This is a genomic window from Endobacterium panacihumi (assembly GCF_050847465.1).
In the GTDB taxonomy this organism is placed as follows: Bacteria; Pseudomonadota; Alphaproteobacteria; order Rhizobiales; family Rhizobiaceae; genus Neorhizobium; species Neorhizobium panacihumi.
Genome location: NZ_JBOZRA010000001.1, coordinates 2,161,089 through 2,185,648, shown reverse-complemented (window position 1 = coordinate 2,185,648; position 24,560 = coordinate 2,161,089). Strand labels below are relative to the sequence as shown.

Sequence of the window (24,560 nt, the reverse complement as noted above, 5' to 3'; positions counted from 1 at the left end):
GTTCAATAACCTAGCGCAAGCCTTTTTCCGGCGAGCGTGTCAAATATATCCATCGCATATTTGTCTGTCATTCCGGAAATATAATCTATTAATTTAAGATATGCGTTGTAGGCATCAGTTTCTTCCATTAGGTTTCTGCCGGTTTGATCTATTATTTTGATAAGGTTGATTGATCTTTCCGATATGGTGATATTTTTTTGTGAATTTTTTTTGCTTGATAAATTTTCTTCGATTGCTTCCGAGAATATAGAAAGAATGTCTTTTATTATTTCGTAGGCGCCTGCTTCGGATCGAATTTTTTTATATTTGTGGTATATTTTTTCCTCACAGGCTTCTCGCAGTTTTATTTCTATTTCTCGTAGTTCATCGGAATTTTGAAGTAATGTTCCGTCCATTGTTCCGGACAAAATTCTGTCTTCGTTGGTGATAAAGGCGTCCACGCAGCGCTCGACCATTGCCAGTGATGCTGCGGACCTCAGAAATTTTAGCTTATTCTTTGGTTTTATTATTTTCTCAAGCCTATCCATGTCAAAATCATGCAAGAATCGTGCTGCGGGGAGTAGATATTCCTTAGCCTCATCGTATGATATCATTCCGAATTTTCTGGCGTCTTCTATGTCTGAGGTCAGGTACGCGATATCGTCTGCTGCTTCTGTAATGTATGCTAGGGGGTGTCGCGCGTATGATCCTTCACATATTTTCTTTAACTTAAGATTCTCGCAAACATCCTCAAATATTATTTTTTCGGCGTTGTAATATCCGAATTTTCCATCTTTTTTACTGTATCTGCTTTTGGTTGAAGAAGAGTTCGGATATTTTATCAAGGCACCAATTGTTGCGGCTGTTAAACATAAGCCGCCGTCTCGGTACCCCCACGCTTCAAGTCTGTTTGTCACTCGAAATGCTTGCGCATTGCCATCAAAATACATGAAATCATTGTATTTTTTATCATTAATTATTGAAGATAGTCCGTTTTGATGACTGTATTTGGTTTCTTCTGAGCTTTTGTTGTTGTGTTCATTTTCAATTTGTTCTTTCTTATTCTTAAACCATGACCTTATGGCGTATTCTCCGATATGCCCAAAGGGAGGATTACCCAAGTCGTGGGCATAACAGGCCGCGGCCACAATATCTAAAATATCATTGAGGTCCGGCATTTGTCGGCCGTCAGCTTTAATGTCTGCAGCTTCCTTCCTGTAAGTTGTGTTTTCGACGGAAAGTCTCTGGAATATGCCCCTAGCAAGGCTTCTTCCAATGCTGGAAACCTCTAGGCTGTGCGTTAGCCTGTTTCTCACAAAATCGGTTTGTGGGAAAATATAAACCTGAGTTTTGCCTTGTAGTCTTCTAAAAGAAGAAGAAAATAGTACCCTATCAGGATCTCTTGAATAGTGATTTAAGAATATTTTTTCCCTTTCAGATTTGTTTTTGGAGAAGGTATTTTTGTAATTTCGATCTTCACTAAAAAGATCCGCCCACTTCATACACATATGCTGATCTCTGTTTTGTTGAATTTAAAATGATATGAAGTCATATTTTTTGTATTTGCAAGATGCAGATGCAAATTTAATGATTTGTATGGGTAGTACTTCTAATGTTTGCGCAAGATCAGATTACCGCACCCGCCTGCGCTCCGTCATTACCACCTGATAGTTCGACAGAACGATGATGGCAGCACCCAGGAAGACAAAAAGGTCGATCGCTTCCGCATAGGCGTAATAACCGACGATCGCCGCCAGCGGCACGCGCAGAAAGTCGACCGGCATGACGATGGAGGCTTCCAGCCGTTTCAGCGCCTGTGCGAGGCAATAATGCGCCGTCAGACCGCCGATGCCGGAGACGAACATCCACGGCACGGATACCATCTGCACCGGTTGCCAGTCGGTCAATGCCACCACGAAACCCAGCGGCAGCTGGATCAGAATCATCCAGACGACGATGACGCCCGGCGAGCAATGGCGCGTCAACTCCTTCACAACGATCAGCGCGATGGCGAAACCGGCAGCGGCGATCAGCACCAGCCCGGCGGCGGGATGGATCATCGCAAGGCCCGGCCGGACGATCACCAGCACGCCGATAAAACCGCCGATCGTGGCGATGATGCGTGGCGTCGTCAGTTTTTCCTTTAAGAAAATCCAGGCAAAAAACGCTGCCCAGATCGGCATGGTGAATTCCAGCGCGAAGACCGAGGCGAGCGGCAGAAACACGATACCGACCGTCCAGAGATATTGCGCGGTAAAATGCACGACATTGCGCAGAAAATGCAGTTTCAGCATCTTCATCTGCCGCACTTCCGGGAACAGTTTGCGTGCTACCACGAGGATGATCAGCAGCCCGACCAGCGCGCGAAAAAACATCACCTGCTGGATCGACATGGTGGCTGCCATTTCGCGCGAGCCGATCGACATGCCGATAAAGGACGCCATGCTGCCGGCCATCCACATCAGGCCTTGGCCGAACTCCGCCCGTCCTCCTGCTGTCGCGGTGAGACTGTCATCTGCCATGAAATTTTGAACCTCCAACCCGATGAAATCCGGTATGGGCCTTTGTGTGGGGGTAAGTCTACCGACATTATGTCGCTGAGGCCGCGATCAGGCAGGCGCATTCGAAGGGGCTTTAAGCGTCACCGCTTCAGCTTCTTCCCGCACGGGTGAGAATGACGGCGAAGAGAATGCATCGGCAGTCTATCGCTTTGCCGAAACGGCACAATATGTCGCGAATAGAACATTTTTTCCTCGCGCCGACCCCATCCCGCTCAACAAAATCAATATCTTGCCTTCAATTTCATCTCCGCCTTTTCAGAGCGTGCGATCCTTCACCCGTTCCATCACGGATACACCGGGAGGCGTCCCGGCGAGGTGGAGCCGGCGCTGGTGGTGGAGAAAAGACGTAAGTCTCCATCCTCAGGGTTCGCGGAAACTGGTTCCCCTCCGGCGACACGGGGGAGGTGTTGAGAGCGTCAATCCTCACAGCATCTCTGAGGCCCGAAAGCGCGCGCCGGGCGTGCCTGTGCGGCACACATGATCGCCAGCCGGTGGCAAATCGCCGGGATGGCTTTGGCAGAGGAACCGAAGTCGCGGGCATAAACCGCCGAAACGGGGCACGGCGCGTGTCATTTAATAATTTCAGTCAGAGGCACAAACCGTGTCCCGGCCGAAATTTAAAAAAGCGTCCCGCACCAAGGGCGGACTCTGTCCTGGTGCGGGCGTCCTTTTCGATGAGGGTGCGGCAGCCGATGTTACAACGAAACAACCTCCACCCAGTTTGGTTGCTGGCCCGTCGGATGAGATGCCACCGCGCTCAGCGCACCGGTCTCCGCATCGATTGTATAGATGGTCATCCGGTGCGAAAGCTCGCCCACAGCCAGCAGAAAACGACCGGTCGGGTCGATGGTGAAACCGCGCGGCTGTTTTTCGGTAACAATGCTTTTGCGGGCTTGCAGTTTGCCAGTCACGTCATCGAAATGCAGAAGCTTGAGCGTGCTGGATGTGCGCTCGGACGCATAGATGAAACGCCCGTCCGGCGTGACGTGAATATCGGCACTGGCGCTGACACCCGCAAAACCTTCGGGCAGGATGCTGGCTGCATTCAGCTTTTTCCAATCCCCGTTCGTCGCATTATACGCGAAGGAGATCACCTCGGCACTGTGCTCGGTAATGGCAAATGTGAACCGGCCATCCGGCGAAAAAACGAAATGGCGCGGACCGGATTTCGGTTCGAACGCTATTCTTGCGGGATCGCCATCGGAAAGGATGCCGGTCTTTTCGTCGAAGCGAAATCTCAGAACCTGATCGGAGCCCAGATTGCTGGCAAAGACAAAATGGTTGTCGGGCGAGGGGAGAATGGCATGGGCATTGAGCCCGGTTTCGATCACCTGCATGGGGTCACCCACCACGCCATCGTCGCCGATCGGATTGACGGAAATCACGCTGCCGCCATAGGACGCCGCGAAGAGAAATCGTCCGCTTCGGTCGGCGGAAAGATAGGCCATGCTGTCGGCCAGCGCCGCACGGCCGATCTGCCGCAGATGCCCGGTGTCGGCATCGATGGCGAAGGTCAGGACCGTGAAGGGTGCCGCGCGGATGCCGGCATAGAGAAACTGTTTGTCGGGGCTGACAGCCAGCGGCGTCGCATTGCCGATCGCGTCAATGCCCTCGAAGACTACTGTCTGGACGGGGACGGCATGTCCGTCCTCTTCCAGCCGAAACACGCTGATATCGTTGCTGGCGGCATTGCCGACATAGATGAAATTCCGCTTCACTCGAGACACCTCCTGCTCAGGTCAGAAACGCAATCGTTTCCTCTTCTTAAACGTAGATCATCGCCGACAGGCTTCCCTTGACTTAACCCCCGCCTGCATTAAACCTTGCTGATACATGGCGCTGAATGCCATGCGATTTACCGGTTTCATGACCAGATTCATGGGGAGTTGTCGCATGCACAGGTTCAAGATCGTGAAAGCTGCAAACGAGCAGTTCCGCGTCCAGTTCGTCTACAATGCCGAAGTCATGGTCTGGTCGGAAAATTACGCCTCCAAGGCCAGCGCCAAAAACTGCATCGAGTCCATCAAGAAGAATGCGCCGGGTGCTGTAACGGTCGACCTCACCAAGGACGAGACCGGGTCGGGTTATCGTTTCGAGATCGTTGAGAGCAAGAACGGCGAACATTTTGTGCGGTTCAAGGCCGCCAACGGCGAGGCCATGGTGCGCTCCGAAACCTATGCGTCGAAAGCCAGCGCCAAGAATTGCATCGAATCGGTGAAGAAGAATGCTCCCGATGCCGACACTGTTGACGAGACCGTTTCTGCCTGATCGTTCGATGCCGTGTCGCCCGAGAATGCCGATCATTTGGTTTGCAACTGATGGCGGTTGTCATTTTCATGTTCTATTTTTAGAATATAAAAAGGTGATAAACAGTTATAAACACAATGAATTCAAATGTTTACGCTACTTTAGAGAGTGCGCGATAGGCTGGTGGCAGTTTTAACGAATCAGTGTCCCGCCGATGCCGCAGCCCGTCGCCGATTATCTGAACCTTTCGACCGAGGTTCGCGCCCTCAATCAACTCTTTGCCACGGTGAAGTATGATGTCGACGGCAAGATAACTGCTGCCAATCCGCATTTTTTGCGCATGATGGGTTATGAGCTCACCGAACTGCTCGGCAATCAGGATCGTCTGTTCCTGTCGAAGGCGGTCACGCGCGCGCGCCAGAGCGAATTGTGGGACAGTCTGCGCCGGGGTGAGCAACGCGAACTGACGTCGCTGTGGATCGCCAAGCTCGGTGCCGAATTGTGGCTGCAGTCGCGCTACGTGCCGATTCAGGCGGAAGACGGTACCGTCACCGAAATCCTGCAGATCGTCACCGACGTCACCCGGGAGAAAGCGCGCGAGGCGGATGAACGGGGCCAGATAGCCGCCATCAATGCCAACCAGGCCGTCATCCACTTTTCGCTTGAGGGTGTTGTGCTCGACGCCAATGCCAAGTTCCTCGATGCCACCGGTTATGCCCTGTCGGAAGTGATCGGTCAGCATCATTCGATTTTCGTGCATGACGCGGATACCGTCGAATACCGGGAATTCTGGCGCTCGCTCGGGCGTGGAGAACACAAGTCGGGTGAATATCGCCGCCGCCGTCGCAATGGTGAGGATGTCTGGCTGCAGGCTCTCTACAGCCCGATCATGGACCCCGCCGGTCGCCCGATGAAGATCGTCAAATATGCCACCGACGTCACCCGCCAGAAATTGCGCCAGGCCGATTACGAGTGGCAGATCAATGCCATTCACAAGTCCAACAGTGTCATCACCTTTGATATGCATGGCACGATTCTCGATGCCAACGAGCAGTTTCTCGAAGCTGTCGGTTATGCGCTCGAAGAGGTTCAGGGTCGGCATCACAAAATGTTCGTCGAGCGCTCGCATGCGCACGGCACGCAATACGCCACATTCTGGAGCGATCTTCGCAAGGGCCGCCACCGCGCCGGTCTTTTCAAGCGTTTTGCCAAGGACGGCACGGAAATCTGGCTTCAAGCCACCTACAATCCGATCTTTGATGCCAATGGCAAGCCGGTAAAGGTCGTCAAATACGCGTCGGTTGTCACCGACGAACGGCTGGTACAGGCCGAACACGAAGGCCAGATTGCGGCCATTCACAATGCCCAATGTGTGGTCTCTTTCGAACTCGACGGCACGATTATCGAGGCCAACGAGAATTTTCTGAACGCCACCGGTTACAAGTTCATCGATGTTCGCGGTCAGCATCACCGCATGTTCGTCGAAACGGAGGAGGCGGAAAGCGCGGAATACGCAGCATTCTGGGCCGATATTGCCAAAGGTAATTTCCGCGCCGGCGAATATAAGCGCATCGGCAAGAACGGCCATGAAGTCTGGCTTCAGGCGACTTATAATCCGATCAAGGATTTGAACGGTCGGCCTTTCAAGGTCGTCAAATACGCGACCGATGTTACCGAGGCAAAACTGCGTCAGGCCGATTATCAGGGGCAGATCGAGGCGATCCACAAGTCGCAGGGTGTCGCTGTTTTCGATCTTGATGGTACTGTCATCGATCTCAACCCGAATTTCCTCAACATGTTGGGGTATGAACTCGATGAGATCCGGGGCCGTCACCATTCCGTGCTGATTGCGCGAGACGAGGCCGCAGGTGCCGATTACGTCGGGTTCTGGGACAAGCTTCGTTCGGGCAGCTATCATTCCGGCATGTACAAACGCGTCGGCAAGGATGGTCGCGAGATCTGGATCCAGGCCAGCTACAATCCGATTTTCGACCTTAACGGCAAGCCGACCAAGGTCATCAAATACGCGACCGATGTCAGCTCCAACGTCGAACTGGCCGCCGCTTTCGATGATGCCCGCCGTCAGGCCCAACACGATTCCGCCACGTCGCTGCCGAACCGCGTGAAACTATCATCCTTCATGGAAAATTGCCTTGCAGGCCCCGCCGGCAGCATGGTGGTTTTCTATCTCGATCTCGACCGCTTCAAGCCGATCAACGATACCTACGGCCATCACGTGGGAGACCGCGTTCTGGGTGAGGTCGCTGACCGCATGCGCCGCGCCTTGCGTGATGACCAGATCGTCGCCCGTGTCGGTGGCGACGAATTCGTCATTGCCGCCCCCGGCATGCCCACCGAGGCAATCGAACGTTTTTGCTCGCATATCCATGAGATCGTGACGGCACCGATCCGCCATGAGGGTGTCGAACTGTCGGTGGGCGTGTCCATCGGCATCGCCATGTCTCCCTCTGACGGCACAACGCCGGACGAGCTTCTGCGGGCAGCGGATGCGGCACTGTACAAGTCAAAGGAAAACGGCCGCGGCCAGTTCAGCTTCTTTTCGACGGACATGAACTGCAAGGTCGCGGTGCAGCGCCAGATGACCGAAGGCATGCGTAACAGCCTTGCGGCCGGCGAATTCTATCTTGAATATCAGCCGCGTTTCGACGCCCGCGGCCGTCATATCCGCAGCGCCGAGGCACTGGTGCGCTGGGCGCATCCCGAACGTGGCCGCATCAGCCCAGCCGAATTTGTTCCGTTGGCCGAGCAGAACGGCCTGATCGTACCGCTGGGCGACTGGATCATGCGCACGGCCTGCGAAACCGCTACGCACTGGCATGGTATCGGTGTTTCAGTGAACGTGTCGCCGGTACAGTTCCGTGATGCCGATTTCGTGCAGAAGGTCCGTGATTGCCTGGCGGAAACCGGGCTCGAACCCTCGCTGCTGGAGCTGGAAGTCACCGAAGGCATTCTTCTGGAAGATGCCGAACGCGCGGTCAGCCTGCTCAAGGAACTGAAACAGGTCGGCGTGACGCTTGCCATGGACGATTTCGGTACCGGTTATTCGTCGCTGAGCTATCTGCGCAACTACCCGTTCGACGTCATCAAGATCGATCGCAGTTTCGTGTCGGATCTCGACCGCAAGGAAAGTGCCCGACCTATCGTACAGGCCATTCTCGGGCTTGGCCGCGCGCTTGGCATATCAGTCACGGCCGAAGGCGTCGAAACCAACGAACAGCTGGCGATCCTCACCGCCGATCAGTGCAATGAGGTTCAGGGATTTCTGCTCGCCCGCCCGCTGCGGGCAGAACAGGTAACCGAACTCCTGCAGGAAATGCCTGAACTGGCGGTGCGCAACAGGCCGAGAAGGCTGGCGAGCTGATCCGGCAAGTCAGTCATCCGAACAAACGAAAAGAGGCGCCTTGCGGTATCGCAGGCGCCTCTTTTGTGTTTGCTCGTTTGCCGGTGCTCTAGCGGCGGGCCATGGTGCCCGAGCCGCTTTGGCGGTTCAGCCAGTTGTGCCACTGCTGTTCGCTGCCGTTGAACACATTGAGGTCGATCTTGCCGGTCACGCCATGCGACAGGCCGGAGCCCGAATATTGCCAGAACACCCATTTGCGACCGGGATAGACGACAGACGGATGCTGGGCGACGGCGCGCAGCCAGAACGGATAGTTTTCAAACTCGCCGCGCAGATTGTCCTTGTAGAAATCAGGCGCGGTATAGATCACCGGACGCTGGCCATAATGGCGTTCCAGCTTGTCCATGAAGACCTGCATTTTCTCGATGACGCGCGCCTTGGACAGCCGCATCTTGCAGGCGGATTCGCCATTATATTCGACATCGATGACCGGCGGCAGGGCATCGGGCTCGCGCGGTACGTTGCGAATGAACCAGTCGGCCTGTTCGCCCGCTGTGCGGCACCAGTAGAAGAAATGATAGGCGCCCCGGCGAATGCCCGCTTCCTTGGCGCGACGCCAGTTGGTTTTGAACATCGGGTCCAGATGGTCGCCGCCATCGGTCGCCTTGATATAGGCGAAGTTGGCCCCCTGGGTTCTCAGTTTCGGCCAGTCGATCTCACCCTGCCAGCGGGAGACATCGACGCCGTGAACCGCGAAATGGCGCGGCTGCACCCTGCCGAAATTGATTGGCTTGGCATCGCGGAACTGGCGGCTGTAGATACGCGAGCGGGCGGCAGCGCTCATCGTGCCGGAGGAAAGTGCTGCGGTTTCCATCATGCCGGCCGGGCGCTGCAGCGGCAGTGGGGCTCCCGGCATGCCGACAGTCGTTTCAGATGCCGGGAGAGGGGCCGTGCGCGATGCCGCCATGGTTTCCATCGGCGCCGCCGGCATGGATGCATGACCACTCGGCGTCGGTCCGGCCCAGGCCAGAACTTCCTGCTGCTGCGGCTGCGGTGTCGCGGTCACGGAAGGCCCGCCGACACTGGCTGCTGGAACCGGCGGTGCCGGCTGGATGGAGCTGGTCAGTTCGCGGGAAGGCCGCGTCGGCACCAGGGATTCCGGTGTCGTGCTCGATGAACAGCTGCTCAACAGCAGCGTGGCCATGAAAAATGCAGGCTTGATCGCTTTATGCATCGGTATCCGTACGCATCACATGTCCAGCGCCTGAAGCGGCAAACCGGAACCATTGGAGACAGTGCTAACGGAAGATTACTGAAAAAGACTGAATGCAATCTTTACGAAGGTGGGATGCAGCAGCGCAAAATTTAGGTGTATTGCCAATGGAATTGACAGGGATCACTTCCAAAACTGTGCAAGTGCAGCATATAGGCATCCTATAGGGGCAATTTGTCCCGCAGTGCAGCACGACATTACGTCGCGTCTGGCTGCCTGATTGCGTTGAAAGGTTTTCCCAAGTGGCTGGTTATACAGGCAACGGGGCCGATCTCGGTGGAGCTCGCTCCTCCGGCGTTTCGAGCACCGACAATTATGGTTTTGCTCTTGTCGCTCTGACATCGCTGTTTTTCATGTGGGGTTTCATCACCTGCCTGAATGACATTCTCATTCCGCATCTGAAGAGCGTGTTCTCGCTGAATTACACGCAGTCCATGCTGATCCAGCTGTGCTTCTTCGGTGCATATTTTATCGTCTCGCTGCCGGCCGGCGCGCTGGTCAAGCGCATCAGCTACAAGTGGGGCATCGTCGTTGGTTTGGTGATCGCGGCGATCGGCTGCGCGCTGTTCATCCCGGCCGCAAGCTACCGCGTTTATGCGCTCTTCCTTGGCGCGCTCTTCGTGCTGGCCGCCGGTGTCACCGTCCTGCAGGTTGCCGCCAACCCGTATGTAACAGTTCTCGGCAAGCCTGAAACGGCCGCCAGCCGCCTGACGCTGACACAGGCCTTCAACTCGCTCGGCACCACGCTGGCACCGCTGTTCGGCGCCGTGCTGATCCTGTCCGCAGCAACCGCCGGCATGGAAAACGCCACACCGGAGCAGATCGAAGCCCTGCGCGTCACCGAAGCCAACGCCGTGCAGTTCCCCTATATGATGCTCGCCGTCGCCTTTCTGGTTCTGGCCGCCATCTTCGCAGCCCTGAAACTGCCGCAGGTTCAGGAAGAAGAAACTGCCGAAGCCGCCGGCCATGCGGGCGGTTCTGCCTGGGGTTATCGACACCTCGTTCTCGGTGCTATTGGCCTGTTCGTCTATGTCGGTGCTGAAGTTTCGATTGGCAGTTTTCTCGTGAACTTCCTGGCCGAGCCGACCATCGGCAACATCCCGGAAACCGACGCTGCCCATTACGTTGCCTATTTCTGGGGCGGTGCCATGGTTGGTCGTTTCATCGGTGCTGCCGTGATGCGTTACGTCGATGACGGCAAGGCACTGGCCTTCAACGCCGTTGCCTCGATCGTTCTGCTGATCGTGACCATCGTTTCCTCTGGCGCGGTCGCTATGTGGGCTGTTCTGGCCATCGGCCTCTTCAACTCGATCATGTTTCCGACGATCTTCTCCCTGGCGCTGCACGGCCTTGGCCGTCACACCAGCCAGGGCTCGGGCATCCTGTGCCTCGCCATCGTTGGTGGCGCCATCCTGCCGCTCGTACAGGGCGCACTGGCCGATACGATCGGCATCCAGCTGGCCTTCATCATGCCGATCGTCTGCTATGTCTACATCGCCTATTACGGCCTGAAAGGTCACAAGCCTGCCTGACAGGCACTGCGTTAATCGTGAAAAATGAAAGGGCCGGTCCGCGAAAGCAGACCGGCCCTTTTCGTATTGAACAACGGTTTGGGATCAGGCCCATTCACCCTTGCGCATGACAGGCGTAGTAGAACCGTCCGCACGAACACCGTCGATATCCACCTTGTCGGAACCGATCATCCAGTCGATGTGGATCAGGCTGGAATTGCCGCCCTTCGCCGTGATCTGCTCCTGTGTCAGCGATGCGCCATCGAGGAAACATTTCGAATAGCACTGGCCGAGCGCGATATGGCAGGAGGCGTTTTCATCGAACAGCGTGTTGTAGAACAGGATGCCGCTTGCTGAGATCGGCGAGGAATGCGGCACCAGCGCCACTTCGCCAAGGCGTCGCGCACCTTCATCCGTATCCAGCACCTTGTTCAGCACTTCTTCGCCCTTGGTGGCTTTCGCCTCGACAATACGGCCGCCCTCGAATTTGACCTGGATGCCGTCGATCAGTGTGCCCTGATGCGAGAGCGGTTTGGTGCTCGACACATACCCTTCCACCTTCAGCGCGTGCGGTGTGGTGAACACTTCCTCGGTCGGGATGTTCGGGTTGCAGGTAATGCCGTTTTTGGCGGTGGATTCGCCGCCGTGCCATTCGTGGTCGTCCGCCAGACCGATCGTTACATCCGTGCCGGGGCCGGTGAATTTGAGTGCCGAAAAACGCTCGCCGTTCAGCCAGGTGGAACGCTTGCGCAGATTGGCATTGTGCTCAGTCCAAGCAGCAACCGGATCATCAAGATCGACACGCGAAGCGGCGAAGATCGCATCAGCAAGCTTGTTGATCGCTTCCTGCTCGCCAAGCTCCGGGAACACCTGTTTCGCCCAGGCCGGGTTGGGGTAGGAGATGATGTTCCAGTTGATGTCGAAATTGGAGATCTTTTCGAGCGCCGGCTTGTAGGCCATCGAATTGGCCTTGTTGGCACGCGCCACCTTGGATGGATCCTGACCGGCCAGCATCATCGGGTTGTCGCCGGCAATCGCCAGACGCGCGGCATTGCCGGCAAAGGCCTTGGCCATGCCCTCGTAAAGCCAGCCGGAAGCCTTATCGAAACTGGCGTCGGGTGCATGGCGATAACGGGATAGCGTGGTGTCTTCATCGGAATAGAAGGTGGTGACCAATCCGGCACCGGCCATATAGGCATGGCGGGTAATCAGTCGCACCAATGGAATGGCGGCAAGCGGTGCCGTCATCACCAGATCCTGGCCGGCTTCAAGCCGCAGGCCCACCTTCACGGCCACCTCGGCGAGCTTTTCCAGTTTCTTGGGGTCGACCGTGGCGATATCGGAATGGATGTTCATGGAGATGCCTGCCTGTTTTCAAAAAAAAACGATGAAACAGACATAGACCTGCAGGCCACGGATTTGAAGATCAGTCCGCGACCAGAGCCGCGACAATTGCCTTCAGTGCCCGCTGCGCATCCTTCGGGTTCAGCCGAACCTGCAATCCGCGCTGTCCGCCATTCATGTAGACCAGCGGCTCATCCATCGAAGCGATCTCGATGGCGGTCGGCACCTGTTTCTTTTGACCGAACGGGCTGATGCCGCCGACATGATAGCCCGTCAGCCGTTCCGCATCGGCTGGCTTCATCATATGCGCCGACTTGCCGCCAAAAGCGGAAGCTAGCTTTTTCATCGAGACTTCCCGGTCGGACGGCACGACCACGCAGACCGGCTTGCCGTCCAGTTCGGCCATCAGCGTTTTCAATACCCGATGCGGCTCCTCGCCGATCGCTTCCGCCGCCTGCAGGCCGACCCGCTCGGCATTAGGGTCATAATCATAGGTCACGGTCTCGAAACTGACACCGGCCTTGGAAAGCGTCTGGGTGGCGCGCGTCGTCTTCGACATCGTGTCTGTCCTCAACTGCCAAAGGTTTCGGCATAAATCTCCGGCTTGAAGCCGACCAGTATCGTGCCGTCCTTCTCCAGAACCGGTCGCTTGATCATCGATGGTTGTTCCAGCATCAGGCCGATCGCCTTCTCGCGTGTCATGTCAGCCTTGGCCTCGTCCGGCAGTTTCTTGAAGGTCGTGCCGGCGCGGTTCAGCACCGTTTCCCATCCTGCCTTGTCCGTCCAGCTTTCCAGATGAGCCAGATCAATGCCGGACGCTTTGTAATCGTGGAAAGTGTAGTCGATACCGTGCTCGTCCAGCCAGGTGCGCGCCTTTTTCATCGTGTCGCAGTTCTTGATGCCGAAAATGGTGACGCTCATCTGGTCTCTTCCTTGTCGAAATTCGATCATTGAAATGCCTCCAAAACCGGCAGGGAACAAGCGAAAATACAGGCAGGCAGCGTTGTTTTGCATGGCTCCCATCTGACCTTGTGCATTGTGTGCAAAGCAGCTCGGGAGCATATTCTAATCAACAAAAGGAGATGCACATGTCCACGAACCTCAAGAACATGCGCGGTGGTTTTATTGGCCGTGCAATCGCTGTTTTCGGTGCTGCCACCGCCGCTTCTGCTGCCGTTGAAGGCGGCCGCAAGCCGCAGGCCCGCGACCTCAAGACCCTCGGCATCGACCCGAAGGCTTTCGACCGCGTACAGTTCTAAGCAACACTTTGATGATCTGACTGCCCCGAATAGAGCAGGGGCAGTCCGGGCGACATGTTTGCCTGACGAGCTTCAATCAGTGCGTCAGGAACTTGTAGCCCAGATATGCCACGAGCAGAACAGCGGCGCCGCCTGCGGTAATCAATCCCAAGCGATGCTCGATGAAATGGCGGATACCTTCGCCATACCGCCGCAAAAGCCAAGCCAGCAGATAAAAGCGCGCGCCACGGGCGATAATCGCCGATGCCGTGAACAGCCATATGTTCACATGTGCCGCCCCCGCCAGAATGGTCACGACCTTGATTGGCGGCAGATGCGCAAGGCCCGATGTCACCAGAAACAGGATGACCATTTCGAAGGAAATGCCGGAGCGCAGTTCCTCGAATGTGTCGTATTTGCCGTAAAACTCCAGGACCGGTTTCGCGATCGCATCGAAGGCATAATAACCGATCCACCAGCCGGCAATTCCACCCAGAACGGACGCAACGGTTGCGATCAGGGCATAACGCCAGGCGCGATGCGGGCGCGATAGCGCCATCGGCAGGAAAAGCACGTCTGCGGGAACCAGAAAAATCGAGCTTTCGACGAAAGCGATGACGGCAAGCCAGGTAGAAGCGGCCTTGCGGGCGCTCAGCGCCATTGTCCAGTCGTAGAGTCTGCGCAGCATGCAATTGTCCCCGATCTGTCGTGCATCGAGGTCTATCGACGCGAGCCAAACTTGTAAACTTGCTGCAGTGCAAAAATGGCCATTGTCTGACCGCATGCTCTGAGAGGATGTCAGCGAATGCCTGAGGGGTGGCAGGCATTCGCAAAGGCACGACGGAGTGTGTTTTAGCCGCCGAGTGCCTCATTGGTGAAATAGCGTGTCATGTCAGGTTTGGTCTCCAGCACCTTGCCGTCGCCGTCCTTCAGGATTTTTGCGTCGAACAGATAGGTGCCGATGGCCTCCATCTTGGCCGGCTCCATCTCTCCGATCACACCACTTGTCGTGCGCAGATAATGCCCGTCAATCAAGGCCTGTAGCGAGGCGCGGATCAGTGCGCGATTGGTCAGCGCATCCTTGTTGGCGGAGATCAGCAGGTCGGTTGCCTCGTCCGGATTTTCAACGGCAAAGGCGTAACCCTTCCGGGTTGCCTGCAAAAATGCCTTGGCCGCATCCGGTCTGGCATCGAGAAATTTCCGGCTGGAGCCAAGCAACGCCGTATGCTCGTCCGGCACACCGTAATCGGCATACCGGAAAGCCTTCTGCTTCAGGCCCTCCAGTTCGGCCTGAACGCCCTCCCAGGTGTAGACTTCCAGCGTGAAATCCACCGAACCATTGGCCAGTGCCTGATAGGCCGATGTGCCGAGCGTCACCGTCTCGAACTCGCCCTTGCCGCCGTCATGGCGGATCATTGCGACGAGAAGTGCATTTTCCCAGGCGCTGCCAAAGCCGCCATAGGTCTTGCCGTCCAGATCCTTCGGGCTCTTGATGTCGTCGCGATCGGCATTGAAGACCATGCGTCCGGTCTCATGCTGCACGATCGCATAGGTTCCGATCAGGTCGGCGCCGGCCGAATGCTGGGTGAACAGGCCGATCGAACCGATCACACCGAAATCGGCGACATGATTGGCGACCAGCGTGCCGGCCGACGTATCGGTATAGGGCAGGATTTCGACGTCCAGACCGGCTTGCCTGTAAAAACCTTTGTCGCGGGCAACGAACAGGCCGATATGGTTGGTGTTCGGTGTCCAGTCGAGCGCCACCTTGACCGTCTGGTTTTCCGCCCAAGCTGGCAGGCCCAGAAGCGGTGAAAGGGCAAGGCCTGCGGTGGAGGCAAGGGCGGTGCGGCGGGTGAGCATGGTCATGGCGTTCAATCCTCCTGAAACGCGCGAATTCTTAGATTGCGGCTGGCTGTTGCGAAGCAGCGCTGCCGATATGGTCGTGCTAGGGCTTGAGAAGTGTCTCGAGAATATCCGCCTCAATCGCGGCTGCCTGCGCCTGCGTGCTGGCATCACGCCGGCGTGGACGCGGAAGGTCGATTTTGATCTCGCGGATTACCTTTGCAGGGCGTGGCGAAAGTACATAGATGCGGTCGGAAAGATGCACCGCCTCGCGCACATCATGGGTCACCAGCATCGCCGTCCAGCGATGTTTTGCCCACATTCCCTCCAGCCAGCGCTGCATGCCGGCACGTGTGAGCGCATCGAGCGCGCCAAATGGTTCGTCTAGCAGAAGCATCGACTTGTCCTGCACGACAGTGCGCAACAGCGCCGCCCGCTGGCGCATGCCGCCGGACAATTCCGCCGGATAGTTTTGTTCGAACCCGGAAAGCCCGAACTCCGCAAACAGCGGCGCGACACGGGCGCGGGCGGCTTTGCGGCTCATACCTTGCACTTCCAAGCCCAGTGTCGTGTTGTCCAAAATCTTTCGCCATGGCATCAGCGCGTCCCGCTGGGGCATGAAGGCAAAGGGACGCCCAGACTCGGCAAGCGGCTTTCCGTCGAACGCCATCGCTCCGGTTTCAGCGGTGATGGCGCCGGTCAACAGGCGAAACAGAGTTGATTTGCCCGATCCGGAAGGCCCGAGAATCGACACGAATTCGCGGGGCTGCACGGTCATGGAGATGTTTTCGAGGACCGGCAGATCGCCATAACGGTAGCCGACCCGATCGAGCTTCAGCCTTGGCGCATTCATCGGCTCGCACCTCCACTTGAAACCCTGCGTGTCCACGGCATTGCCAGCCGTTCTGCCAGAACTGCCAGTCCGAACAGGCAAAGCGTCAGCGCGGCACTGACCAGCACGGCCGCCAGAACGAGGTCGGGGCGAAAATTGTTCTTGGCATTCAGCATGTAGATGCCGAGCCCTTTGGCGGCGCCGGCATATTCCGCAAAGATTGCGCCGACGACGGCGTAGGTGATCGAAATCCTCAGACCCGCAAAAAAGAAGGGCAGGGACGAGGGTAGGCGGGCCAGCCAGAACAGTTTCCAGCGTGGCGCGCCCATCGAACTCAGCAACTGTTCGAGTTCCGGCTCGGTTGCCTCATAACCCTTGGAAAGCGCCACCAGCATGGGAAAGAAGGTGACCAGCGCCACCAGCAGGATTTTTGGTAGCAAACCGAAGCCGAACCACAGCACCACCAGCGGCGCGATCGCCACCAGCGGCAGGGTCTGGCTGATGATGAAGACAGGAAACAGCGCTCGCTTCAGCCGCGGCACGAAATCGACGATGACCGACAACAGAAAGGCGGCGGCCAGCGACAGCGCAAAACCGGTCAACGTGGCGCGTAGCGTCGGAATGGCATTGTCGAACAGCGCCTGCCGGTATTCGAATGCTTGGCGCAAAACACGCGAAGGCGCCGGCAGCGTTGTTGGTGAGACGCCGGACAATTGCGCATAGCCCTCCCATGCGAGAACAAGGCTGCCGACGGCCAGAATGGCCGGCAGGGTGTGGCGGAGGTGAGAGATGATCCGAGCGGAAAGCCGCTCGCGAAGATACTGTGAAAACGACATGATGGGGCCCTTGGCCGATCGATAGGCGCGAAAAGAAAAATTCAGCGCTTGGAAGGGCTGTTGGCGGAAACCGTCAGGTCGATCGTCACATGGCCGGCCGGCGGCCCGAAACGCACCAGAGCCTCATGCACGGTTGAGAAAACCGCGCCGGTATCGCCGCGCAGCTTTGTGCAGAAGTTCTTGGATTTCTCGAACGTGCCCGAGTTTTTCACGAAATCGATACAGCCATAAATCTCGTCCATATGGCCGTCGATGCCGAGCGTGTAGAGCGAGAACTGCGCAGCCGATTCCTGGCCGATGACGGGTGCGGCGGCCACGGCAGCATGCGCCTTTGCCTTGCGTTCATCGAGCGGCGCCCATGGGCCCAGAAATTCCGGCACCTGACACATCGGGTCGTCTGGTTCACCCGGGCAACCGCGCGAGATCGTTGCATGCAGAGTGCAATGCTTGCCGCTTTTCGCAGCCGAAGCAAACAGGTCGCGCATGGCGGCGAATACGATATCGGGTGTGCCGACGAGCAGCGTGGAAATATCGTCAGTCTCGATCCGCAGTTTTTCGCGATAGGGATCGAGCGCGGACAGTGCATTGGTGATGACGCCGACGAAATCGTCGGTCATGGGATACAAAGAAATCTGCGCGCCGGAAAACATCGCTCTACCTCGCTCCGCTGGCATTATCCAGATCAGCTTGAGGGTCCATGGTCATGACGACCAAATCTCAGCCCCGGCATTACGGAGCACCCCTGTGATGGCGCGTTCTTAGACCGGAATGATGGGCGATGGCAAGCCTTCCCTGACAACGCGTGAAGGGCAGATGGACGTCCGGCCGTTTCACCAAGCCAGAGCGCGCGCGCCTATGGCGGCGCCGATCAATGCCACGATCGCAATGGCCGATGTGTACCAGACCGCAACAAAGCTGGTGCCGTCATTCACGCAGGCAATCGCATAGGCCATTGCACCAAGAGAACCTGCCAAGGCTCCCGCCAAACCACCGGCAAAGGCGGGGCGTGTCGGAATTCCCCGGCGCATGGCAGCCAGAATGAGACCCAAGGCCGGCAGGGATGCGATGACGATGGATACCAGACAACGCGGCGCGGACAAAGTATGGATACCCAGAAGCGGAAAACCGGAACTGTCGAACAGGATACCTGCGAGCATGAGGGCTGCGGCAGGCAAAAGCATGGGGATGATTGTGATGCGCGCACCGGCAATCGCGGCGTTGCGTGCGAGAAGACCGGTCCCAAAGGCCGCAAGCAGCGTCAATGCCAGCTTGAATTGAAACATCCAGGTGAAGAAATTGCTGTCGAGATCCGGTCGTGGGCCGATGACCGTTATTACGACCACCAGCGCGGCCATGATCGCAAGAACGACCGCCACAGGCATCGCCAGGGAAAAGCGAAAACCGCCTATTGGACGCCCTTCCGCGGCGGGGCTGCCAGCCTGTTGGGCGAGTGTCCGGATAAGCGCGCTTGTCTTGTTCTTACCCAGGCGAGTCGGTTCCGTTGCAGACATTTCGATCATCCTTCCATTCTTTTGTGGGCGGCGGCCAGTGTTTTGATGGCCCGGTGAAACGCCACCCGCACGGCGCCCTCGGTGGTGCCCAGCCGTTCTGCCGTCTCGCGCGGTGAGGCGCCTTCGATACCGATGGCGTGCGCCACGGATTTCTGTCCCGCCGGCAGGTTGTCCAGCAGCCGTTCCACATCCGCCGCGCCAGCGGCACTGGTCGTTTCGGCATGGTCTGCAAGATTGCCCCATTCATCCTCGCTCAGTTCGATGCGCACCCTTGCGTCCCGGCGCAGTCGCCGGGCGGCGTCGATCATTTTGTAGCGGGTGATTGCGTTCAGCCAGGGTATGAGAGGACGCGCCGTATCCCAACGGTCGCGCCGTGAATGCACGGCGATCAATACTTCCTGTATGATGTCTTCGGTTTCGGCCGCTCCCAAACCCAGCATCGTCAGACGCAGTCCGACGATGCGTCGCAGCGAGGTGGCAAACTCGGTCAGAAAACGTTCGTAGGCCTGGGCATCGCCCCGCCGTTCGGCTTGCATTGCACTTGCCCATGACAGTTCACGCGTGTTCATGACATGTCATTCGTTGTGACCCTGGCGGATGTTACATCATCTGGGAAAAATATTTGCAGGCCGCGGTATTCACGAGGTCGTGACCCATCGTAACATCGGCAGGGCACGGTTCGAAAGAGACTTTTGAAGCAGAAGCTTCCATCAACGGAGTCTCATCATCATGAAAAAAGCTAGCATCAGCCTTCTTGTCGCCGTCGGCGCCCTGCTGAGTTCGATTCAGTTCGCATCCGCGCAGCAGGCAAAGGCCCTGGAACCGCCACAGGCCAGCAATGTCGTGCTTGTGCATGGCGCCTGGGCTGACGGATCAAGCTGGTCGGAAGTCATTCCCTATCTTCAGGCAGCGGGCCTTCATGTCACATCGGTACAAAACCCGCTGAGCTCGCTTGGCGACGATGTCGCGGCCACCAAACGCGCGCTTGCCCAGCAAAATGGCCCGACCGTGCTCGTCGGTCATTCCTATGCCGGTACCGTCATCAGCGAAGCGGGCATCGATCCCAAGGTCAGCGCCCTGGTCTATGTGGCGGCACGCGCCCCAGATGCGGGTGAAGATTTCGTCGAATTGGCGAAAAAATTCCCGACCATGCCGGTTCGCGCCGGTGTGGAAACGCATGACGGTTTCCAGACCATAGGGGAAAAGGCCTTTGTCGATCATTTCGCCAATGGCCTGCCGAAGGAAAAGGCGGAAACCCTTTATGCCGTGCAGCAGCCGATTTCCGCGACGCTGTTTAACGGAAAGACGAATGCTGCGGCTTGGAAGGACAAGCCGTCCTTTTATGCGGTTTCGAAGAACGACGAGACGACCTCGCCCGATCTCGAACGTTTTCTCGCCAAGCGGATGAACGCCACGACGGTGGAACTCGATTCCGGTCACCTGTCGCTGGTTTCCCATCCGAAGGAGATCGCGCATCTGATCCTGGTTGCGGCAGGCAAGGAGAAATAAGCGGCCCGTTCCCTGCCAATAAAAAATGCGGCGGAGCATTCGCGCCGCCGCATTCGATTAAACGATCTGCTTTTCAGATCCGGTGGGGGATCATTCCCACTCGATCGTGCCCGGCGGCTTCGAGGTCACATCGTAAACAACGCGGTTGATGCCGCGGACTTCGTTGATGATGCGGGTCGCGGCGCGGCCGAGGAAGTTCATGTCGTAAGGATAAAAATCCGCCGTCATGCCATCAACCGAGGTGACGGCGCGAAGCGCACAGACAAACTCGTAGGTGCGATAGTCACCCATAACGCCAACGGTCTGTACCGGCAGCAGCACGGCAAAAGCCTGCCAGATCGTGTCGTAGAGACCCGCCTTGCGGATTTCGTCGAGATAGATCGCATCCGCCTTGCGCAGGATGTCGAGCTTCTCCTTGGTCACGCCACCCGGGCAACGGATGGCAAGGCCCGGACCCGGGAAGGGGTGACGGCCGATGAAGCTATCCGGCATGCCGAGTTCGCGGCCAAGCGCGCGGACTTCATCCTTGAACAGTTCGCGCAGCGGCTCAACGAGCTGCATGTTCATGCGCTCGGGCAGGCCGCCGACATTGTGGTGGCTCTTGATCGTCACCGATGGGCCGCCGGAGAAGGAGACGCTTTCGATAACGTCGGGGTAAAGCGTGCCCTGTGCGAGGAAGCGCGGTGCGCCCTTACCGTCGGCAGCGATTTTTGCTGCTTCCGCTTCAAAAACTTCGATGAACAGGCGACCGATCGTCTTGCGCTTGACTTCCGGATCGCTTTCGCCGGCAAGCTGGGTCAGGAACAGGTCGGAAGCGTCAACAGCTACGAGCGGGATGTTGTAATGGTCGCGGAACATGCCGACGACCTGCTCGGTCTCGCCCTGACGCATCAGGCCGTGATCAACATAGATGCAGGTCAGCTGGTCGCCGATCGCTTCATGGATCAGGATCGCTGCAACCGACGAGTCAACGCCGCCGGAGAGGCCGCAGATGACGCGTTCATTGCCGACCTGATCCTTGATCTTACGGATCATTTCGGCGCGGTATGCGGCCATGGTCCAGTCGGATTTCAGGCCGACGATCTTGTGCACGAAGTTGGAGAGAAGCTTTGCACCATCCGGCGTATGCACCACTTCCGGGTGGAACATCGTCGTGTAGTAATGACGGCTTTCGTCGGCGGCGATGGCGAACGGTGCGTTTTCCGAGGTGGCGATAACCTCAAAACCTTCCGGAAGCTTGGTGACGCGGTCGCCGTGGCTCATCCATACCGGATAACGGCCACCCTGTTCCCAGAAACCGTCAAACAGCGGGCTTGCCTTTTTCACTTCCACATCGGCACGGCCGAACTCGGCGGCATGGCCACCTTCGACGACACCACCGAGCTGGGTGCAGAGCGTCTGCTGGCCGTAGCAGATGCCGAGGATCGGCACGCCTGAGTCGAACACGGCCTGCGGAGCGCGCGGGCTGCCTTCGGTGGTGACCGAAGCTGGGCCGCCGGAGAAGATCACGCCATTGGGCGCGAGCTTGTCAAAAGCCTCGGCGGCGCTCTGGAAGGGATGGATTTCGCAGTAGACGCCTGCTTCACGCACGCGGCGCGCAATCAGCTGCGTCACCTGGCTGCCGAAATCGATGATGAGGATGCTGTCGGGATGAGCTATCTGGGTCATGGCGAGCCTTTAGAGAAACTTGGCATTTCTGGCAACCGGACAAAGGCAGAAAACCGCCAGCGCATAGCGGATTCGCACTGACTTCATAGCGGAATGCTGCCGCTTTCGATGGCTTTTGTCAGTTTGTCGACGGCGTCGGCCAGCTTTTCGTCGATCACATGAAGGTATTCGGTCCAGTCGCCGACATGTTTCAGCTCTTCCTTGCCGTCGGAAATGCCGCGCAGGCCGATCAGTGGCACGTCGAAAAGCTGGCAGCAGCGCATCACCGCAAAGGTTTCCATATCGACCATATCGGCGGCGACGAGATCATAGGCGCTGCCGGACACGATATTGCCGCCGGTGGAGAGCGATGCCTGCGGAATGCCGGGAATGGTCAGCGGCAGCGGCAGGATCGCAGGATGATCGAGAAACGGCGTCGCACCCTTTTCAAAGCCGAGCGGCGAGGCATCCATATCGCGATAGGCGACCGACGAGACCTGATAGACACCGGTCTGCTCGAGATTGCGGGAACCGGCAGAACCGAGGGAGACGACCAGATCCGGCAGGCCTCCGGCGGTTTCCAGCAGCGTCAGTTCGCGGGACAGAACGGCGGCTGCCTCAACCGGGCCGACACCGGTCATCAGCGGCGTGATGCGGTTTTTGAGGTGCGGTCCATATTCCGCATCCACCGCCATGACGAACAGAACGGATTTTCCGGCAATCTGTTTGGTTGGTGCAATCGCAAGGGGCGCGGTCATTCGACAAGATCCTGACGACCGCGGATCACCATCATGCTGCCGCTCATCGAGGCGATCAGCTTGGCCGGCCCATCGCCCAGGGCATAGGCGCGTCCGTCGGCAACGATGATGGTCGAGCCCGGCTTGGTGATTTCGCCGCGAAACAGAAAACGTTCGCCACGGCCCGGCGACATCAGGTTGATCTTGAATTCGATGGTGAGGATCGAGGCTTCCGGCTCGATCAGCGTATAGGCGGCGTAACCGCAGGCGGAATCGAGACCGGCGGCAATCACGCCGGCATGCAGAAAGCCGTGCTGCTGGGTGAGTTTTGGATCGAACGGCATCTCGATCTCGACACTTGCCCGCTCCACCCGTGTCAGCTCGGCACCGAGCATGGCCATGGCCTGCTGGCTGGCAAAGCTTTTTTCGATGCGTGTCTGAAAATCGCCGGGGTCGATCACCGTCATGTCTGCTCCTGTTGGTCGCCGCGAGGTTTGCACGAGGTGGGCGCCAATCGCAAGCGGCGGCTTGCCTCACGGGAGGTAGATCAGGGATTTAACAGGACGATGGCAAGGTTGAGGTAGGTCGCGAAGCTGACCCAGATCGCATAGGGCACGAACAGCAGCGCCGCCTTGCGGTTGGGATTCCAGCTCATGGCGATGAACAGAAGAATGAAAAACAGCATCGGCAGGATGATGGCGAGCCCCAGAGGCGGGTTCTGCATGCCAAAGAATGCCGGTGACCAGCAGATGTTGAGAATACCCTGCAGGCCGAACACGATCAGCCGTTTCCGATTATTCTCATCAAACCATGTTTCGGCCAAAGCCGTGCCGATCATCACGTAAAGCGCTGCCCAGACCGGCCCGAAAATCCAGTTTGGCGGGTTGAGCGGCGGTTTTTCCAGCGCCTGATACCACTCGCCCGGCATGTTGGCGATGCCGCTCAGAACGCCGATGGCAACGCATGCTGCAACAAATAAAATATAGGTTGTCAGTTTTCGCATAAGCCTGACATAGGGCTGCCAAAAGCGAGAGTAAAGCTTATTTTAGCGAAATGATATGTTGGTCCCAGGCAACATCGTTGCGGGTGCCGTTGAAGCGGCCGTCATAGCTGGAAACGGCAATGCCGGACCGGGCGGGAGCCACGCCGGCCGCCTCGCGAACGATCTCTTCGAGTAGAACCGCCCCAGTCTTGGCATCCAGTGTCACAGCGGCACCACCCACAGGTGAGGTAAGGCCCACCAGCCCTTCGCGACGGTTGACGGCGATCGCGCCGACATAGTTGCCAAGCCGGATCGTGGTTTTCTCCGGCAGGTCGAGAAAGGCGATATCCTCGCCCTTGGACATCCAGCCGGCCAGCGGCGGCAATTCGTTGCGGGCACCCTCCCACTGGCAGGCAAACCAGATGCGGCCATTGTCGGCGATATCGAGGTGGCGGGTGGAAAGCTGGGAAAGGGATGCCGGCAGGGTGTGTTTCTGGATCAGTGCGCCGGTGCGGGCATCGAGCAGAACCAGCGACGGTTCCATATGGTCGAGATTGAGTTTGGTGCGGCCGAAATCCGGATGGGTTTCGATGCCACCATTGGCGATGACCAGCATCGACCCGTCGTCGGAGACAGTCATGTCGTGTGTGCCCAGTCCATGCGCATCAAACTCGCCGATACGTCGAAAACGATCGGTGGCGTCATAGATGCCGATCATGCCGCGATTGCCGTCAAAGTCGTTTTCGCTGGCGTAGAGGCGCGAGCCATCCGGCGAAAAATGGCCGTGGCCGTAAAAGTGCCGACCATCCGGCGCGGTGATGATGATCGGTTCGCTTTGCCGTGAGGCATCAAAGATCATCGCAAAAGTGCCGGGGCGGCGTGCAAAGGCGACCGTTCTGCCCGTCGCGATACTATGCGCCAGACCATGCGCGCGGGCGGGCAGGGCAGCACGGTCGATGATCTCGCCGCGTTCGGAAACGGTGGCGATGCCGAAGGAACCGTCGGGTGCGCGAAAGCCGGAGGCATAGATGGCGTCAGTGCGCTCCAGCGCTCGCAACGAGCCGGGCGTCAGCGTGGCGGTGAAGGCTACGCCGGCGGCTTTCAGAAAACTGCGCCGATCGATCGCTTCGCCGCGCCAGACCATGGC

24 protein-coding genes are annotated in these 24,560 nt (G+C 57.6%); 5 read left to right on the top strand and 19 right to left on the bottom strand.

Annotated features, from left to right (window positions below):
* Positions 1–2: 2 nt before the first annotated feature.
* The 3 genes from dgt to ACRQ1B_RS10885 form a co-directional block, all read right to left on the bottom strand.
* Entirely contained in the window at positions 3–1,481 is a 1,479-nt protein-coding gene (dgt, locus tag ACRQ1B_RS10895; RefSeq protein WP_432293583.1) for a dGTP triphosphohydrolase, read from the bottom strand.
* Between the two features lie 129 nt (positions 1,482–1,610).
* A complete protein-coding gene (locus ACRQ1B_RS10890) occupies positions 1,611–2,501 on the bottom strand; it encodes a DMT family transporter (protein WP_432293582.1) in 891 nt (296 codons plus the stop codon).
* 734 nt (positions 2,502–3,235) lie between these two features.
* A complete protein-coding gene (locus ACRQ1B_RS10885) occupies positions 3,236–4,258 on the bottom strand; it encodes a lactonase family protein (protein ID WP_432293581.1) in 1,023 nt (340 codons plus the stop codon).
* Positions 4,259–4,433: 175 nt separating this feature from the next.
* Here ACRQ1B_RS10885 and ACRQ1B_RS10880 point away from each other — a divergent pair, with 175 nt between their 5' ends.
* Together ACRQ1B_RS10880 and ACRQ1B_RS10875 are read left to right on the top strand one after the other, a co-directional pair.
* Positions 4,434–4,808 carry a YegP family protein gene (locus tag ACRQ1B_RS10880; RefSeq protein WP_432293579.1) on the top strand — a complete coding sequence of 125 codons (375 nt, stop codon included), beginning with the start codon at positions 4,434–4,436 and terminating at the stop codon, positions 4,806–4,808.
* A gap of 193 nt (positions 4,809–5,001) precedes the next feature.
* Positions 5,002–8,169: a PAS domain S-box protein gene (locus ACRQ1B_RS10875; RefSeq protein WP_432293578.1), complete on the top strand. Its 3,168-nt coding sequence runs from the start codon at positions 5,002–5,004 to the stop codon at positions 8,167–8,169.
* Between the two features lie 88 nt (positions 8,170–8,257).
* Here ACRQ1B_RS10875 and ACRQ1B_RS10870 read toward each other — a convergent pair whose 3' ends face one another.
* Positions 8,258–9,382, bottom strand: coding sequence for a glycoside hydrolase family 25 protein (locus ACRQ1B_RS10870; protein ID WP_432293576.1), 1,125 nt, complete (start codon positions 9,380–9,382; stop codon positions 8,258–8,260).
* A 281-nt stretch (positions 9,383–9,663) separates the two neighbouring features.
* Here ACRQ1B_RS10870 and ACRQ1B_RS10865 point away from each other — a divergent pair, with 281 nt between their 5' ends.
* Positions 9,664–10,953 carry a sugar MFS transporter gene (locus ACRQ1B_RS10865; protein ID WP_432293575.1) on the top strand — a complete coding sequence of 430 codons (1,290 nt, stop codon included), beginning with the start codon at positions 9,664–9,666 and terminating at the stop codon, positions 10,951–10,953.
* A gap of 84 nt (positions 10,954–11,037) precedes the next feature.
* Here ACRQ1B_RS10865 and ACRQ1B_RS10860 read toward each other — a convergent pair whose 3' ends face one another.
* The 3 genes from ACRQ1B_RS10860 to ACRQ1B_RS10850 all read right to left on the bottom strand — a co-directional run bounded on the left by ACRQ1B_RS10860 (position 11,038) and on the right by ACRQ1B_RS10850 (position 13,197).
* A complete protein-coding gene (locus tag ACRQ1B_RS10860) occupies positions 11,038–12,288 on the bottom strand; it encodes an aminopeptidase (protein WP_432293574.1) in 1,251 nt (416 codons plus the stop codon).
* A 70-nt stretch (positions 12,289–12,358) separates the two neighbouring features.
* A complete protein-coding gene (gene ybaK / locus ACRQ1B_RS10855; RefSeq protein ID WP_432293573.1) occupies positions 12,359–12,835 on the bottom strand; it encodes a Cys-tRNA(Pro) deacylase in 477 nt (158 codons plus the stop codon).
* 11 nt (positions 12,836–12,846) lie between these two features.
* Entirely contained in the window at positions 12,847–13,197 is a 351-nt protein-coding gene (locus tag ACRQ1B_RS10850; protein ID WP_432293572.1) for an ArsC family reductase, read from the bottom strand.
* Between the two features lie 167 nt (positions 13,198–13,364).
* On the opposite strand from ACRQ1B_RS10850, the gene ACRQ1B_RS10845 reads away from it, so the two are divergent.
* Positions 13,365–13,535 carry a hypothetical protein gene (locus ACRQ1B_RS10845; protein ID WP_306837796.1) on the top strand — a complete coding sequence of 57 codons (171 nt, stop codon included), beginning with the start codon at positions 13,365–13,367 and terminating at the stop codon, positions 13,533–13,535.
* A 76-nt stretch (positions 13,536–13,611) separates the two neighbouring features.
* Here ACRQ1B_RS10845 and ACRQ1B_RS10840 read toward each other — a convergent pair whose 3' ends face one another.
* The 7 genes from ACRQ1B_RS10840 to ACRQ1B_RS10810 all read right to left on the bottom strand — a co-directional run bounded on the left by ACRQ1B_RS10840 (position 13,612) and on the right by ACRQ1B_RS10810 (position 19,074).
* Positions 13,612–14,202 (bottom strand): YqaA family protein, encoded by a 591-nt coding sequence (locus tag ACRQ1B_RS10840; protein ID WP_432293570.1) that lies wholly within the window; start codon positions 14,200–14,202, stop codon positions 13,612–13,614.
* Between the two features lie 164 nt (positions 14,203–14,366).
* Positions 14,367–15,383: an ABC transporter substrate-binding protein gene (locus tag ACRQ1B_RS10835; RefSeq protein ID WP_432293569.1), complete on the bottom strand. Its 1,017-nt coding sequence runs from the start codon at positions 15,381–15,383 to the stop codon at positions 14,367–14,369.
* Positions 15,384–15,462: 79 nt separating this feature from the next.
* Entirely contained in the window at positions 15,463–16,212 is a 750-nt protein-coding gene (locus ACRQ1B_RS10830) for an ABC transporter ATP-binding protein (protein WP_432293568.1), read from the bottom strand.
* Positions 16,209–17,027: an ABC transporter permease gene (locus ACRQ1B_RS10825; RefSeq protein ID WP_432293567.1), complete on the bottom strand. Its 819-nt coding sequence runs from the start codon at positions 17,025–17,027 to the stop codon at positions 16,209–16,211. Before ACRQ1B_RS10825 ends, ACRQ1B_RS10830 begins: the two co-directional genes overlap by 4 nt.
* A 41-nt stretch (positions 17,028–17,068) precedes the next feature.
* A complete protein-coding gene (locus ACRQ1B_RS10820; protein WP_432293566.1) occupies positions 17,069–17,677 on the bottom strand; it encodes a YkoF family thiamine/hydroxymethylpyrimidine-binding protein in 609 nt (202 codons plus the stop codon).
* Between the two features lie 180 nt (positions 17,678–17,857).
* Entirely contained in the window at positions 17,858–18,538 is a 681-nt protein-coding gene (locus ACRQ1B_RS10815; protein ID WP_432293565.1) for an NrsF family protein, read from the bottom strand.
* A gap of 5 nt (positions 18,539–18,543) precedes the next feature.
* Positions 18,544–19,074 carry a sigma-70 family RNA polymerase sigma factor gene (locus ACRQ1B_RS10810; protein WP_432293564.1) on the bottom strand — a complete coding sequence of 177 codons (531 nt, stop codon included), beginning with the start codon at positions 19,072–19,074 and terminating at the stop codon, positions 18,544–18,546.
* Positions 19,075–19,267: 193 nt separating this feature from the next.
* On the opposite strand from ACRQ1B_RS10810, the gene ACRQ1B_RS10805 reads away from it, so the two are divergent.
* Complete coding sequence (locus tag ACRQ1B_RS10805) at positions 19,268–20,047, top strand: alpha/beta fold hydrolase (RefSeq protein WP_432293563.1); 780 nt, start codon at positions 19,268–19,270, stop codon at positions 20,045–20,047.
* Positions 20,048–20,137: 90 nt separating this feature from the next.
* Here the strand turns inward: ACRQ1B_RS10805 and guaA are convergent, their stop codons facing one another.
* The 5 genes from guaA to ACRQ1B_RS10780 form a co-directional block, all read right to left on the bottom strand.
* Positions 20,138–21,715: a glutamine-hydrolyzing GMP synthase gene (gene guaA / locus ACRQ1B_RS10800; RefSeq protein ID WP_432293562.1), complete on the bottom strand. Its 1,578-nt coding sequence runs from the start codon at positions 21,713–21,715 to the stop codon at positions 20,138–20,140.
* Positions 21,716–21,798: 83 nt separating this feature from the next.
* On the bottom strand, positions 21,799–22,452 hold the full coding sequence (locus ACRQ1B_RS10795) for a 5'-methylthioadenosine/S-adenosylhomocysteine nucleosidase (protein WP_432293561.1): 654 nt from the start codon (positions 22,450–22,452) through the stop codon (positions 21,799–21,801).
* Positions 22,449–22,898: a PaaI family thioesterase gene (locus ACRQ1B_RS10790; protein ID WP_132276322.1), complete on the bottom strand. Its 450-nt coding sequence runs from the start codon at positions 22,896–22,898 to the stop codon at positions 22,449–22,451. The genes ACRQ1B_RS10795 and ACRQ1B_RS10790 overlap by 4 nt, the downstream gene beginning before the upstream one ends.
* A gap of 80 nt (positions 22,899–22,978) precedes the next feature.
* Positions 22,979–23,434, bottom strand: coding sequence for a TspO/MBR family protein (locus tag ACRQ1B_RS10785; RefSeq protein ID WP_432293560.1), 456 nt, complete (start codon positions 23,432–23,434; stop codon positions 22,979–22,981).
* 37 nt (positions 23,435–23,471) lie between these two features.
* Positions 23,472–24,557, bottom strand: a complete 1,086-nt coding sequence (locus ACRQ1B_RS10780) for a DUF1513 domain-containing protein (protein WP_432293869.1) — start codon at positions 24,555–24,557, stop codon at positions 23,472–23,474.
* Between the last annotated feature and the right edge of the window lie 3 nt (positions 24,558–24,560).

Coding starts and splice junctions, on each gene's coding strand:
- ACRQ1B_RS10845 (WP_306837796.1), top strand. CDS start 13,365: ATGTCCACGAACCTCAAGAACATGCGCGGTGGTTTTATTGGCCGTGCA.
- ACRQ1B_RS10875 (WP_432293578.1), top strand. CDS start 5,002: ATGCCGCAGCCCGTCGCCGATTATCTGAACCTTTCGACCGAGGTTCGC.
- ACRQ1B_RS10840 (WP_432293570.1), bottom strand. CDS start 14,202: ATGCTGCGCAGACTCTACGACTGGACAATGGCGCTGAGCGCCCGCAAG.
- ACRQ1B_RS10860 (WP_432293574.1), bottom strand. CDS start 12,288: ATGAACATCCATTCCGATATCGCCACGGTCGACCCCAAGAAACTGGAA.
- ACRQ1B_RS10850 (WP_432293572.1), bottom strand. CDS start 13,197: ATGAGCGTCACCATTTTCGGCATCAAGAACTGCGACACGATGAAAAAG.
- ACRQ1B_RS10785 (WP_432293560.1), bottom strand. CDS start 23,434: ATGCGAAAACTGACAACCTATATTTTATTTGTTGCAGCATGCGTTGCC.
- ACRQ1B_RS10835 (WP_432293569.1), bottom strand. CDS start 15,383: ATGACCATGCTCACCCGCCGCACCGCCCTTGCCTCCACCGCAGGCCTT.
- ACRQ1B_RS10805 (WP_432293563.1), top strand. CDS start 19,268: ATGAAAAAAGCTAGCATCAGCCTTCTTGTCGCCGTCGGCGCCCTGCTG.
- guaA (WP_432293562.1), bottom strand. CDS start 21,715: ATGACCCAGATAGCTCATCCCGACAGCATCCTCATCATCGATTTCGGC.
- ACRQ1B_RS10780 (WP_432293869.1), bottom strand. CDS start 24,557: ATGGTCTGGCGCGGCGAAGCGATCGATCGGCGCAGTTTTCTGAAAGCC.
- dgt (WP_432293583.1), bottom strand. CDS start 1,481: ATGAAGTGGGCGGATCTTTTTAGTGAAGATCGAAATTACAAAAATACC.
- ACRQ1B_RS10880 (WP_432293579.1), top strand. CDS start 4,434: ATGCACAGGTTCAAGATCGTGAAAGCTGCAAACGAGCAGTTCCGCGTC.
- ACRQ1B_RS10795 (WP_432293561.1), bottom strand. CDS start 22,452: ATGACCGCGCCCCTTGCGATTGCACCAACCAAACAGATTGCCGGAAAA.
- ACRQ1B_RS10810 (WP_432293564.1), bottom strand. CDS start 19,074: ATGCAAGCCGAACGGCGGGGCGATGCCCAGGCCTACGAACGTTTTCTG.
- ACRQ1B_RS10825 (WP_432293567.1), bottom strand. CDS start 17,027: ATGTCGTTTTCACAGTATCTTCGCGAGCGGCTTTCCGCTCGGATCATC.
- ACRQ1B_RS10890 (WP_432293582.1), bottom strand. CDS start 2,501: ATGGCAGATGACAGTCTCACCGCGACAGCAGGAGGACGGGCGGAGTTC.
- ACRQ1B_RS10815 (WP_432293565.1), bottom strand. CDS start 18,538: ATGTCTGCAACGGAACCGACTCGCCTGGGTAAGAACAAGACAAGCGCG.
- ACRQ1B_RS10790 (WP_132276322.1), bottom strand. CDS start 22,898: ATGACGGTGATCGACCCCGGCGATTTTCAGACACGCATCGAAAAAAGC.
- ACRQ1B_RS10820 (WP_432293566.1), bottom strand. CDS start 17,677: ATGTTTTCCGGCGCGCAGATTTCTTTGTATCCCATGACCGACGATTTC.
- ACRQ1B_RS10830 (WP_432293568.1), bottom strand. CDS start 16,212: ATGAATGCGCCAAGGCTGAAGCTCGATCGGGTCGGCTACCGTTATGGC.
- ACRQ1B_RS10870 (WP_432293576.1), bottom strand. CDS start 9,382: ATGCATAAAGCGATCAAGCCTGCATTTTTCATGGCCACGCTGCTGTTG.
- ybaK (WP_432293573.1), bottom strand. CDS start 12,835: ATGTCGAAGACGACGCGCGCCACCCAGACGCTTTCCAAGGCCGGTGTC.